Here is a 13,338-nt window from a genome sequence, read left to right on the forward strand (position 1 = left end):
TCCGCGCGCAGAATCGGGACGCGCCGGTGCCGACTGTCTCCTGCGCTGAGTCATCACTATCGCCCACGGGAGAATTGGAGCGGCTATCCCTGCAGCAGCGGCGGCTCGCCACGGAAAGTCGAGGTAGAGGAAGATCGCCCCTCCTAGCGACAACCAGCCCGTCATGAACAAGACCGTCACCCACCAGAGGAAAGTCTCGCGCAGTGGGCCTTTCGATGTGCTCACCAGTTTTCACCGACTAGAAGGGAGTGCGGTCCATGACGATCAAACCAGCAATGATTGCAAGTCCACTCGCGGCCACTCCCCATCGGGATGAGGTGCTCCAGTTCTCCCACCCGCGTTCTCCTTTGCTCGCCGCGAGGAGCGAGATTATTCCAAGCCCAAAAATCGATACCCCAAGATATTTCGTCACCTTGACGCCTTTCGGCACTTCAGAAACGCAGGAAAAGTGAATATGCCGCACAAGCTGCGGAAGCTATCAGCATCAGCTCCGCAACCCAGTCCGCCACCAAGCGTCGGGTTATTGAACCAGGATCGTCGGTCGAGCCTCTTCCCTTCCGTTGGCGCCTCCTTATTTCGACGGCTGCCGCGTCTGACGTCTTGAACATGCGGTCCAGTAGAGATCCCGCGAATCCGACAACGAAGTACCCGTCGGTTTCGGCACCTCGCAAGCTACGCTTGGGGAAGACGATCAAGCTGCCCGATGGGTTGACTTGGACCTTCCCGATCGCGGCGTATGGAAGCTCATGGCTCATCATTGGATTCACGATGATTATCGAGGAATCCGTCAGGTGAACTCTACTTCGCATAACTCGATAGAAGAGCGACCCAAGTCCCAGGGAGATGGCCGCCCCGAACATCGCGCCCGGCTCATCTCCGGAAACAGCCGCCCACGCCGGAAAGGCGGCTCCACCCCCGAAGAGGAGGGTGGCAAGTGCGGACAGAACTCGAAAGGAGCGGCGTCGAAGCACCTGACCACCCGTAACGCGTCTGTATTTCATCAAGCCGACGTGCGATCTCACTGCAATCCCGTTCGGATTTCAACCACAAGTCCAATGGTGGATATGAATGCCATGACCCAGCCGGGAAGGCGGAGGGACCTTGGCGACGCCCGGTCCACGGGGCCCGGAAGAACAGTCAACAGAAATCCGTGCACCCGATCTGCGGAATGCGCGATATTGGCCCCTATGAGAACGCCTATCGGAAGCATGACTCCGAAAAACACGAGACCTGCAACACTTATCTCGGTCGGCCCGCGGCCTGCCAGTTCGAGTATTTCCACGTGACTCATCGGCCTTGATTCCCCCGTGCCTCGGTAGTCACGCGACTAAAGTGCTGCGCAACTTTCTTGCCCTTGTCGGCGAACCAGTCGCCGATTTTTTTGGATGAAATTACCCTCGGGCGGCGGGTTTCGCAATGCTTCGAGTTCCGCTTCTCGCAGGTCCTGGGAGTGCCCGTGCGAGTCCGGGCCGCTGACCGTGCTCGCCGAAGGGGTGGCAGCGCAGTTGTCCGTGTGCGTCCAGGGTGAGGCACTGGGGCCGTGACCCGCCGGTGAGCCGGCAGAACGGTGCGCCAGCCTCACAGGAAGGAGCGGCCGCAAGGAGTAACACGCCGATCCTCAGCCGGAAACCACGAGAGCCGCGACGGCGACGCAGACGGTGCCGAGGAGGCAGAAGTCGGCAATCCACGAAACGGTGATGGTCCGCCGCGACCGTTCCTCGGTGCGCGGACCCCTGCGCTGTCGGGCGGTCTCTTTGATCCGTACAACGGCCCGGTCCGATGTCCCGACGAAGTGGTCCAGAAGCGATCCCCCGAACGCTGTCGAGTAGATCTCCTCGCCCTCGGTGGTGTGCACGGTCAGGGTGCCATGCTTTGACGTGTCGACTTCCATGACAAGGCGGTAGGGAATCCGATAGGTGAAGACCGGATTCACGACCTTCAGTTCGGATTCTCCCAGCACGACACGAGCGGTCCCGATGCGTCGAGCCAGAACGGTCGTGCCCAGGCATGCGGCGACCCCGATGAGCGGCCCGCGAGCGGCACCGGAAGATACATCGCTGGCTGCAAGCGCCGCGAAGAACCCCATCGCGGCCAGGATGGTCCAGGACAGCATGACGAACGATTTCCTGCGCAGGACGACCGTGTCCCGGGTCGTTTTATTCATTCCTTCACCATTTGGCGAGGGCCCTCCCAGGTTCTCTCGAAAGTCTCCACCACGATTCCCACAAGCGATAACAGGGCGGCACACGGATAGGCGGCGGCCGGAGCCCGCGAGGCCCCGGCTGCCGCCCCACCGGGACCTGATGTGTCAGCGCAGCCCGTCCACGAACGCCTGCCAGGCGGGGCCCCGAGGACGATGGCGGGGCCGGTCGGGTTCTTGCTGTCGCGGACGGGGACGGACCCGCAGGTGGAGTTGGTGGCGACCTCGACGCAGTCGCCGCCTGTGTTGCCGCTGTACGAGGGCTTCCGCCAGTGCGCTCCTGTGAGGTCATGACTGGTTCCCATAGCGTTCCTCAGCGGGCGGGAGGTCGTCGGGCACGGGCGGCGGCCGCCTCCGGGTCCCGGGCGCCCGCCCGCCGAGCGCAAGACCGCCACCAGGGGGAAGCAGGGGCACCCCGTCGAGATCCTCGGCGGCTGCCAGCAGCGTCGGCACGACGGCCAGCGCGGCGAAACCGGTCAGGAACATCACAGCCTGTTCCGCAGCCATGGATGTCCCGTTGACGTAGCTCGACACCCCGAGGCTTTGTCCAGACTGTCTTCGCCGTTGCGGGGGCCTCTGCGCTGTCGGCCACCTCCCGGATTCGGTCGACGGTCCGGTCGGACGTCCCGATGAAGCGCTCCAGAAGTGACCCGCCAAACGCGGTTGAGTAGATCTCACCGCCTTCCGAGGGGCGAATGGCCGGGTGTCGTCCTGCGAGGCTTCCGTTTCCGTGTCATCTGGTGGGCTTCTCTTAATTTTCCGCGAAGCCTTACTGATGTGCGTGAGGCATTCGCATCAAGAGTGTCAAAGTGTGGAGATTTCCAGCACGATTCCCACGAGTGACAACAGGGCGGCGCAAGCTCCCACGAAACGCGCGACGCGCACATCCACTCCCTCGGCGAACCCGAACAGCATTTTGGAAGTGAGATCGAGGAAGCGCTCGGCTATCTGACGCAGATTTATTGCCAGGGCAAAACCAAATCCGCCGAAGATCAAGAAAAATGCGATCGAAGTGAGAGTGCCGGACAGTGAGGCGCCTCCGTCGGCCAGGAAGATCTCTGGTTCGATTTTATTCATGTCAAAGCTCGATTCAACTCAATTTTGGAAGTGCGTACAGGAGTAGGGCCGTGGGGCTCGCCAGGGCCGGCGAGCCCCACGTGCGCTACCAGGTGAACATGTGCCCGATCATGGTTCCGTGACTGGTGGTCGCCGCTGCCTCGATACCTGCGCCGACACCCACGGACACCGTCGTCGCCCCCACTGGCTCACCACGATAGTTGACCGCGCCGATGGCTCGCTCGTGGCTGATGCTGGCTCCCGGTCCCCAGGCCCCGGCAACGGAAGCGCCCCAGCCGTCACCGCGGAGCTGGCTGAAGTCCGTGGCGTTGCTGCCCATGAGCCCAATATTGGCGTTCAGTCCGACAGAGGGAGTTTCGCTTCCCTTCGAGAAACTGGCCCCATAGGTCGTCTTTCCGTCCTCCCTCGTAGTGGCCAAGAGGCAGCCTTCTATTGTGCCTCCGAAGCCGACTCCGATCGATACGCTGCCGCAAAGCCCAGTGGTGTCGCCAGCCATGTATGCGCCCAGGATCTTACCCGCCTTGTCTGCGAACCAATTATCGCTCCCCTTGAGGAGGGACTGGCCTGCGCCGGATATGTCTCCGCTAGCGATATTCTTCCAAAAGCCCTCGTCCTTCTGGTTTTGCTTTTGCTGAGCTTCGGCGGCCTTGCGTTCGCGCGCTGCTCTTTTCTGGCGTTCGACCTCCGCGGAGGCGGCCCGCTGCGCTGCTGTGGGCGCGGTCACCCCGGCACCCTTCGTATACACGTGCTTGTAGCCCGTGTTCTGCTGAATTGTGTAGTTGGGAGACACGTTGCCCCCGACGGACTTGGTGACCTTCTTGTAGTTCTTGCCGAACTCGACCTTCTTGAGGTCGCCCGTTCCACCCTTGCCGTATGTGCACTTGTACTGACCGCTCACGCATTCCTCGTATGCCTCGCCTGAGGGGTCTGCGAACGTGGCGGGATTATTGTTGCCGTAGAGGTAGGGGTTGAGCTGGGTCGGGTCTCCGGTGATGAGCAGGGGATCGACGGAGAGGAACCGGCCCAGCTGAGGGTCGTACTCGCGAGCGCCCAAGTGGGTCAAGCCTGTCGGGTCATTAGTGCCGCCGACGAAGCCGCGGTCGCCGGGCCAGCTGGTGCCGGTGCCCGCGCGGTTCTTCCCGAAGGGAAGTTGCTTACGGCGACTGATTGCCTGCCCGGCCGCGAAGCCTACTGCCGTCATGCCGGTGCCTTGGTGGTCACTGAAGAGAAAGCTGAGACCTGATCCGGTGCGGACCGCGATCGTCTCGCCGGCGTGGGTGTAGTACCGGATCGCGCTCTTCGCACCGGCTGCGGTGATGGTCAGTTGATTGCCTCCCGGCAGGTACGCCGTCGTGGTGGTGTCCGCGTTGCGGGCCAGAATGCGGTTGCCGGACGAGTCGTACACATACTCGGTGGACTTGGCGTTCTCCGTGACCTTGGCGAGGTTGCCCTCGGCGTCCCAGATCATGTGCTGATCGCGGGCCCCTCCGGCGCGGGTCTCGGTGTTGCCGACCGCATCGTAGGTCAGGTTCTCCTTGTCCCCATTCTCAGGACCTCCTGCCGTGGCTATCGAACGCAGTGCGTGCGGTTTGGATTCGCCGGCTTTGCCCGGCGTGTACGTGCGGGTGACGGCGGGGGCTCCCGAAGCTGTTGAGTGCTCGACGTCCTTGATGCGGTTGCCGGAGAGGTCGTAGCTGTAGGAGTGCCAGTAACCATCCGGACCGCCCACCGTGGCGACCGACGGTCCTGTCGCGCATGTGTCGGAACCGGACTTGGTGGTCCAGGCCTCGGTCATGCGACGCAGTGCGTCAGTGGTGAAGCACTGATTGTCAGTCGTGGCAGACGCGTCCTGTCCGGACGTGCTTGAGATCCGGGTGGTGGTGCCGACAGCGTCGTAGGAGTAGAGAGTGTCCTCGATCCGCAGAGCCTCGTCGCCGTGGAGGGAGCGCTGGTTCAGCCGCCCGGTGTGCTCGTCCCAGACCCGGGTGTCGTACACCTTGCGTCCGAAGGCACCGAGTTCCCTGCGGAGCGGCCGGGCGAACATGTCATAGGTGACGTTGCCGACCAGGGGAACGCTGCCCGCTGTGGTGGAGACGGGCAGCCCGAATGAGTTGAAGCCGGTGGTGACCCGCTCCGAGGGGAGGTTGCCTATCGCCGGGTGCCTCAGCCATTCCTGGGCCCCGGTGTGCTCGTTGTATCCGAAGGACCAGGTGTAGGAACCCGCCAGTCCGCGCTCGGAGGACGGGAACGTCGTGGTGGTCGATGTGGGCTGGTACCGGTCGGTGTACCCGTCGATCTTCGTGGTGTAGGCGTCGCTACCCACATAGCGGGTGTCCGATGTCGGCTGCCCCTTGGCCAGGGTGTCGTAGGTCCAGGAGGCCCGCAAAGTCGATCCCTGCTTGAGGCTCTTCGTGCGGCCCAACTCGTCATAGATGGTGGTGAGTTGGGTGCCCCGGGCATCGGTGGAAGTGACCGGACGGTCAGCGTTGTCGTACGTTGTGGTGCTGACCCCCTTGTCCGGGTCGTGAGCCTTGGTCAGGAGCCCTCTCGCGTCGTATGTCCACTCCCATTCGGTGCCAGCAGGATCGGTGAGTCGAGCCAACTCACCGCGTTTGTTGTTGGTGTAGAGAGTCGCCTGGAACTCGGTGCGCGCACTGTTGGTGTAGGAGCGAGTCTCCGTCTTGCGCCCCAGCGCGTCGACGACGGTCGTCGTAGCCGTACCGCCCAGGGGCGGAATGACCGTCGTACGGTCGCCGCCGTGGACAGTCGTGGTGCGCTTGGTCTCGTCGCCGTACTTCAGCGAGATCTCGGCCACCGGCCGTCCGGCTCCGTCGAATCGCGACTCCACCGCGGACGGCACCTTCGAGTCGTCGCCGGCCACCAGGGTGGCCGACGGCGCTCCGGTGGCGTGGTAGGCGTCGTAGCTCTGCCAGGCCTGCCCGCGGGTGTCGTACCGGGTCTCGGTGACGACCCGGCCGCTTCCGGAGGTTCCGACGGCCGGGCTTTGCGTCTGCCTGGGCCGCAGCAGACCGTCGTACAAGGCGTACGACGTCAGGTACTCACCCTGATGGTTGAGCTGCTTGGTGGTGACGACGTTGGGCAGGGTCCTGGAGAGGGTGTAGGAGTACTGCGACGCGGGGGCGTTCGGATGGTCGGCCCTGGAGCGGCCGGGGCCCCAGACCTTGGTCACCCGGCCGAGCGCGTCGTAGTCGATGTCGCTGCGCTTGCCGTTGGCGTCGACCGTGGAAGTGGTCACTCCACGGACCGGATCCGTGTGGACGGTCGTGGCGTGCCCGAGCGCGTTGGTGGTGACGGTCTTGGTCGCTGCCTGGCCGGTGCCGGGGGTGTACTCGACCTTGGTGTCGGCGCCGGACGCGTCGGTGGCGCTGGTCTGACGCCCGTAGGCGTCGTAACCGGCGGTGTTCACCGTGATGAAGCCGGTGCCGGCACCGTCGTTCTCGTCACGCCGGGTTTCGTTCGCCTTGACGGGGGCGGCGCCCAGTGTCGTGGAGCCGTCGTAGTAGTGGCGTTCGGTGGAGATCAGGTCTGAGGGCAGTTGCGGCGTGGTGCCGCAGGCCTTGGCGACGGTCCGTGTCTCGGCAACTGTGGTGAGGATGTTCGCGTCGGTGTTCCGAGCGTAGGAGACGGTGGTGCACTGCTCGTCACCGCTCTTGGCCGTGTCCCCGGCTTCGCTCTCCGTCCGGACGTGACCGTAGGAGTCGAAGGTGCGCTCGGTGGCGGTGCGCCGGAATGTTCCCCCGGTGACGGCTGTGCGGGTCTCTTCCTTCTTCACACCGGTCTGGTACGCGTGCACCGTCGGCAGCCCGTCCGAGGCCCGCGAGTGGGACGCGGTGGCGGACGATCGCCAGGGGACCGAGCTGGTGGCGGAGACCAGGGCACCGCCCGAGCCGTTGTACGTGGCGGTCTCCCGGGGCATACCGGCGAACGCCTCGTGGTCGTCCACCTTCACACCCTCGCCGTCGGCGACCTGAGCCCCGGCGATTCCACGGAAGTAGCGGTTCTCGGTCAGCGTCTGCTTGCCCTCGGCCGGGTCGCCGGTACGCGTCTGGACATGGCCGTACCCCTTCGACTGGCCGTAGGTCCGGTGCTTGGCCTCGGTGAACTCGTCGTCTCCCTTCACCCAGGCGATGCCCCCGAGGTAGGTGTAGTCGTTGCGCTTGACCGGGGCGCCGCCGGTGTTGTCGGACTCCAGGATCTGGTCCACCACATAGGTGTGGAACCAGTCCTGGTACGGCTCGTAGCCCGCTGCCGGAGCATCCGGGGGCGACCAGATCACCGGGTAGCAGCGCTTGGTATTACTCGCCGGGTTCGGGAGGCTGCCGGCCTTGCACTCCGCTGTCGAGTAGGTGACGCCGAGCGTGCTGCCCGTCTCGTTCTTGATGGCGTAGACGCGGTAGCGGTTGTACGCGGGGATGGTGTCGACGGCTCCCGCGACGCGGTTGGGGAGCTGCTGCCCGGACACCTCGACCGGCGGCAGGGTCACCGGGGTGCCGGAGGTGTGCCCGGTCCGGGTGATGGAGGCCAGCCACAGCGGCGGGGCCGTACCGTCCCCGGTCGACGGGAAGGTCTGTTCCAGCTGCCAGGAGTCAGCCTTCTTGTACACCCCGCCGTCCAGAACGGACGTGGTGATGCCCGTCAGCCGCTTGCGGGTGAAGTACGACGCCGAGGACTTGCCGACGCAGGGGTCGCTCGCACCGCACACCTGGTCGAAGGGGACGTCGGGCCACTTGGCGGCGTTGGCCGCGGTGAACTTGTCGGCCGCGCAGTCGAAGGAACTGGTCTTCAGGCACCGCTCGTCCGTCGTGAAGTCGACCTTGGCAGCGGCCTTGGCGCCGTAGAGGGTCCCGGACCGCAGCCCGTACTCGATCCGCTTGAGGTGTCCGCCACGGGTGTAGGGGGTCAGGGTGCCCTTGTAGGCGGCGTCGACATTGCGCTGGTAGTGGTTGGACTCCTTGGCCCAGTAGTAGGCCATGGCGTTGCTGTGCGGGTCGACGACGTAGTCCAGGTTCCATCGCCAGGCCTGCTGGCACCAGGAGTCCTTGAACGCGGTTGCGTGGCACGGCTCGCCGGAGTGGTTGCCGAAGACCGGCACGGTCCAGGTGGAGCCGGTCTCCGACTTGCCCTCGGCCCAGCCGGGCAGCCGGTTGTACCCGAAGTAGTAGCGGGTGCCGTCGGGAGCGGTGACACGCCAGTACTCGCCGTCGCTGTCGCCGTTGGCGCGGTTGGTGCTCTTCAGCTGCGCGATGCGCGTGCCGTCATCGGACTTCTTGCGCCACTCGCCGGAGGTGTCGTCCTTGACCAGTTCACTGGACGATCCGCCCAGTGACAGGGTCGCGTTGTCCTTCTTCCAGCACTGGTCGCCCACCTTGTGGGACGGATTGTTGCCGCCCTTCTTGTCGCTCTCGCACGAGGTGTAGCGCCGCTCGATGGACCCCGGCGACATGGACCAGCCGTCCCCGATCCAGTTGGCCTGATTGTTGGTCGCCGCTGTGCGCCCGTCGACCGCGCGGGAGGAGTACGAGAGCCCGAGGCTCGGCTCCAGTCCGCCCGGCACCCCCGGCGTATCGATGTCGTACGACCAGGAGAAGCCGCCGGACGACCCGCCCGCTTCCCAACTCGCAGATGCCGAAGTGGTGGTGGCGGTGAAGTCGCCCGCCGCGCCGGACGGGGCGGCGGTCAGTGCGAACAGCGTCGCGGCGGGCGCTGCCCGCACACCCGCCGCCGAGCGGGCCGCGGGAGCGGCCGCCTTGACGGGGCGCCCGGAGCGCTCGGCGCTCGTAGCCGTGACATCGAGCGGGATCTCGGCCGACAGCGTCGCCTTCGCCGTGTCGTTGACGGTCTCGACCGGCTCGCCCGGCCGGCAGTCCTTCCGTTCGGGGGTGACCAGGGCGCAGTCCGGGACCTTACGCAGGGTCAGCCGGGAGGCCCAGTCCCCGCCGTACATCCCGGCGAAGTCCGCGTAGTCCAGCTTCATGCCGACCCGTGCCCGGCCCTGCTCCTCTCCGTGGCCCTGCACGGCGAGGAGCAGGCCGTCGACGCCGACGGCCGCGGCTGCCGACCGGTCCAGCACCTGCACCTGTACCTGCTCGGCCACCTGGCCCGTGCGTCCGGTGTCCTCGGGGGTGTCCACCGCCACGGGGAGCGAACCAGCCTCGGCCTTCCGGGGGCCGTCCGCCCCTCCCAGGACGTTGAGTGTCGCTACACCCGGATCGGGCCAACGAGCCTTACCCGAACGGGCCTTCACCGACGCCGTTTCGTCCGGCTTGTCCAGGGCAGTGCCCACGAGCTTGGAGACGGGCACGGGGTCCGGTTGTTCCACATCCCGCAGCTCCAGTTCGGCGGCCGCGGCCACCGGTCCCCCCAGGAGCCCGGCCACGAGATATACCGTCAGCAGCAGCGCGATTGGCCGGCCGCGTGCGCCGGCCGCACGTCTGGATCGACGGAAATCCGAAACTCGCAAACCGGACACAAATCCCCCTCGGTGAAGTGAAGACATGGAAAAGCGACGGTAAAGCTAGCATCAAGATCCGTAGCCGAAGGGGAGGGGGTTAATTGTTGTCCGAGTCGTTATCTGCGCCCGGTTGTCGAGTGTCTGCATACCATTGAATATCGGGCCATAAAGGGCTCTGAACTGCTCCATTCCGAGGGTAAGTTGCCCTCCCCGCTGGAACGGTGATGCCGTTTCGGGGTGGGTCGAGACGGGGCGAATCGGTCAAGAGCTGCAGGGAGTCATCGTGTCAATGGCACGATCGACTCATGGAGAAAATGAAAAGCATGCCGACGGGTAAATCCCGTAGAGAAAGACGGACCTCCACCCGATGGCGCTCCAGATGGGTGGGCGCGGTCGTCGCTCTCGCTCTAGCGGCTCCGCTCGTCACTGCGCTGCCCGCGGTGGCGAACGAGCAGGCCCCGGCGACGCCGAAGGCCGGGGCGGGGCCGGCCGCGGACGAGGCGGCCGCTCTTGCCGAGGCCGCGGATTCAGGCCACCCGGTGGAAGTGCTGTCCCAGCGCACTGAGGTCTCGCAGACCTTCGCCAATCCTGACGGCCAGTTCACCGAGAACACATATGCGATGCCGCAGTGGGTCCGTCAGGACAACAAGCTGGTGGAGATCGATACTGCCCTGATGGAGAACGAGGACGGGACGCTCTCGCCCGGGGCGACAGAGGTCGGCATCCGATTCTCCGGCGGCGGTGACGGCCCGCTCGCCACCGTTGCACGGAACGGTCGCTCGATGTCTGTGGGCTGGCCGCGGCCGCTCCCGACGCCGTTGGTCGAGGCGGATTCCGTCACGTACTCGGAGGTCTTCGACGGCGTGGACCTGAAGCTCAAGGCGCACAACGGCGGCTACAACCAGGTCTTGGTCGTCAAGAATGCCGAGGCCGCGAAGAACCCCGAGCTGACCGAGCTCGACTTCGGCCTGGAGACCAAGGGCCTGAAGGTCGAAGCCGACGAGCACGGCAACGTCCGGGCACTGGACCCTGCCGGGCAGGAGGTGTTCACCGCCCCCACGCCGCGCATGTGGGACAGCGGCGACGCGCCTGCCCCGGCATCTGCGGCCCGTACTCTCGGCCCGGCGTCGGCCCCGCCGTCCCCGCCTGCCACGGAGGCGTTCGAGCCCCCGTTCGGGGCCCGCGACGCCGCCATGGAGGTCAAGGTGGCGGACGACAGCTTGACGATCCTCCCGGACACAGAACTGCTGACCGGCGAGAACACGCGGTACCCCGTCTACATCGACCCGGCCGTCCAGGGGTCACGGCACTCCTGGGGCATCATGTACAAGAAGCACCCGAACTCGTCCTTCTTCAACGGGGCCGGCTTCAACGGCGGTACGACCACTGCCCGCGCCGGATACGAGAACGTCACCAACGGCCTGGCGCGTTCGTACTTCCGCATGAACACCAAGAACCTCCAGGACAAGAACCGGGTCATCAGCTCTTCCCGCTTCCAGATCAGGAATACCTGGTCCTGGTCGTGCGAGAACCGCGGCATTCAGCTGTGGCACACTCAGTACCTCCAGTCCAGCCACACGTGGAACAAGCAGCCCGGTAAGCTCTACACCCTGGACACCGTCAACGACTCCAAGGGATTCAGCAGCAGCAGCTGCCCTGCGGGGAACCTCGCCTTCGACACCACGCGCGCGGCGAAGGATTCCCAGGCCGGCACCTGGAACACCCTGACGCTCGCGCTGGCGGCTTCGAGTGAGACGGATGTGTACGGCTGGAAGAAGTTCGACGCCAAGACTGCAGTCATGTCGACCACTTACAACACCCGCCCCGCCGTTCCCTCGGCGCTGGACACCATTCCCAGCACCAAGAACAGCAAGGGCTGCGGCAACGTGGCGCCCTACGGTCTCATCGGGAACACGGACATCTATCTCACCGCCAAGGGCAGCGACGGCGACGGGGGCTCCGTGAAGGTGAAATTCCACCTCTGGCCCACCGGCCACCATCCCAACGATGATCCCAAGGGAGTCATTGTCGTCGATGAGACAGTCACTGTCACCTCCGGCACAGTAGCCAAACTCAAGGTCGCCAAGACCAAGTTGACCCCCCACATAGCCAAGGCGAACGGCAACTTTTCTTGGAAGGCGCAGACGAACGACGGCTCCCTGTTCTCCGACTGGAACCCCACGCAGGGCGCGCCCGGGTGCCGTTTCGTGTTCGACCCCAACCGGCCCAGCAAGCCCCCGGGGGTCACCTCTGCCCAGTTCCCCGACGGCAGCGACGGCTGGCCCGCCATCACAGGTAAGGTGCGCACGGAGGGCACCTTCACCCTCTCCAGTGGTGGAGTGGCGGACGTCGCCTCGTACCAGTACTGGACCGACACCGACGGCACACGCCGGACAGCCACCCCGGGCAGCGTGGGCGGCTCAGTGAACATCAAGCTCACCCCGACTGCCACGGGGGCCAACCAGCTGTACGTCATCAGTCGTGACAAGGCCGGCAACTCCTCAGACACCGCCACCTACCTCTTCTACGCCAACGGCCCCACCACCCGGGACAAGGCCGGAGACATCAACGGCGACGGCAACGCCGACCTGTGGGCCATCGACAAGGACGGTACCCTTCGCCGCTTCTACGGCAATGGCACCGGCTCTGTCGCCGAGGCGTCCGCTCCCGCGAGTGACTTCACGTGGAACGCGACCGCCATCACCCACCGCGGAGACTGGAACAACGACGCGTACGAGGACCTCATCGCGCTCAGGCCGGACGGGACGGGCAGCGCGCACCGGCTGTGGATGTACCCCAACAGCGGTTTTGGGTTCGCCTGCACCGACTGCACGGACCTGGCGCGGCAGGAGCTGACCGTCTACGACCCTGCCAACAACCACTGGAAGGACGGGGTCAAGCAGATCCTTGCCATCGGCGACGTCGACGGCGGCCTGGACGTGGACGGCGACGGGGTCGAGGACGTCGCGGGCCACCCGGACCTGCTCGTCAACGACGGTGAGTTCCTCTGGCTCTACTACGGCAGCCTCGATCACCGGCTGGACAGCGACCGGGACCCCGTTCTTCTGGCCGGGCCCGACGACCCGATCGCCGAGAGCGCGTCCACGTTGAACGAGGTGACCTTGGCGGCCACCGGCGATTACAACGGTGACGGGCGGGAAGACCTGCTCGTGCGCTACGACCGTCCGGACATCGGAGGTCTCTACGTGTTCCACGGCAGGGAGACGGACGAGGGCTTCGACATCAGCCTCACCGACCGGACCGCCATCGGCAGCAACTGGAGCGTCAACACCGTGCCCCGCTTCACGGCGGCACCCGATGCCAACAACAACGGGAAGTTCGACCTCTGGGCCACCACTCCCGGCAACGGACGCCTGCGCTTCTTCGCCGACTACACCGCTAGCGGACACACCACCGTGTCCGGCGTTTCGGACGCGTTCCTCGACTACCAGTCCATCGGCTGACAGGTTGTCGGCGACGACCGGCTGACCCCGGAGGCGGGGGGGGGGGGGCCGCCCCGCCCGGGGGGGGGCGGGGTCTCCTCCAGGAGCGGGATGACCTGTGTCGCGCCCGCTTCGTGCCCGTGCCC

General features: G+C 65.5%; 7 protein-coding genes. 2 read left to right on the forward strand and 5 right to left on the reverse strand.

Annotated elements, in window-relative coordinates; translation table 11 throughout:
• Positions 1 to 257 precede the first annotated feature (257 nt).
• The gene (locus ACIQPT_RS20725) at positions 258 to 452 is read left to right on the forward strand and encodes a hypothetical protein (protein ID WP_401157338.1); all 195 of its coding nucleotides are present in this window, start codon (positions 258 to 260) and stop codon (positions 450 to 452) included.
• 1,166 nt (positions 453 to 1,618) lie between these two features.
• On the opposite strand, the gene ACIQPT_RS20730 is transcribed toward ACIQPT_RS20725, so the two are convergent.
• The 5 genes from ACIQPT_RS20730 to ACIQPT_RS20750 form a co-directional block, all read right to left on the reverse strand.
• Positions 1,619 to 2,164 (reverse strand): hypothetical protein, encoded by a 546-nt coding sequence (locus tag ACIQPT_RS20730; RefSeq protein WP_401157339.1) that lies wholly within the window; start codon positions 2,162 to 2,164, stop codon positions 1,619 to 1,621.
• Complete coding sequence (locus ACIQPT_RS20735; protein ID WP_401157340.1) at positions 2,161 to 2,505, reverse strand: DUF397 domain-containing protein; 345 nt, start codon at positions 2,503 to 2,505, stop codon at positions 2,161 to 2,163. The genes ACIQPT_RS20730 and ACIQPT_RS20735 overlap by 4 nt, the downstream gene beginning before the upstream one ends.
• The gene (locus tag ACIQPT_RS20740) at positions 2,489 to 2,734 is read right to left on the reverse strand and encodes a hypothetical protein (protein WP_401157352.1); all 246 of its coding nucleotides are present in this window, start codon (positions 2,732 to 2,734) and stop codon (positions 2,489 to 2,491) included. Before ACIQPT_RS20740 ends, ACIQPT_RS20735 begins: the two co-directional genes overlap by 17 nt.
• Before the next feature lie 270 nt (positions 2,735 to 3,004).
• The gene (locus ACIQPT_RS20745) at positions 3,005 to 3,277 is read right to left on the reverse strand and encodes a hypothetical protein (protein ID WP_401157341.1); all 273 of its coding nucleotides are present in this window, start codon (positions 3,275 to 3,277) and stop codon (positions 3,005 to 3,007) included.
• 85 nt (positions 3,278 to 3,362) lie between these two features.
• Complete coding sequence (locus ACIQPT_RS20750) at positions 3,363 to 9,674, reverse strand: RHS repeat domain-containing protein (protein WP_401157342.1); 6,312 nt, start codon at positions 9,672 to 9,674, stop codon at positions 3,363 to 3,365.
• A 515-nt stretch (positions 9,675 to 10,189) separates the two neighbouring features.
• Between ACIQPT_RS20750 and ACIQPT_RS20755 the strand changes: the two genes are divergently transcribed.
• Complete coding sequence (locus ACIQPT_RS20755; protein ID WP_401157343.1) at positions 10,190 to 13,213, forward strand: FG-GAP-like repeat-containing protein; 3,024 nt, start codon at positions 10,190 to 10,192, stop codon at positions 13,211 to 13,213.
• Positions 13,214 to 13,338 lie beyond the last annotated feature (125 nt).

The sequence above is a fragment of the Streptomyces sp. NPDC091289 genome (assembly GCF_044757365.1).
Classification (GTDB): Bacteria; Actinomycetota; Actinomycetes; order Streptomycetales; family Streptomycetaceae; genus Streptomyces.

Excerpts from the sequence above, each read along its gene's own strand:
- ACIQPT_RS20725 (WP_401157338.1), top strand. The coding sequence starts at position 258 with ATGACGATCAAACCAGCAATGATTGCAAGTCCACTCGCGGCCACTCCC.
- ACIQPT_RS20730 (WP_401157339.1), bottom strand. The coding sequence starts at position 2,164 with ATGAATAAAACGACCCGGGACACGGTCGTCCTGCGCAGGAAATCGTTC.
- ACIQPT_RS20735 (WP_401157340.1), bottom strand. The coding sequence starts at position 2,505 with ATGGGAACCAGTCATGACCTCACAGGAGCGCACTGGCGGAAGCCCTCG.
- ACIQPT_RS20745 (WP_401157341.1), bottom strand. The coding sequence starts at position 3,277 with ATGAATAAAATCGAACCAGAGATCTTCCTGGCCGACGGAGGCGCCTCA.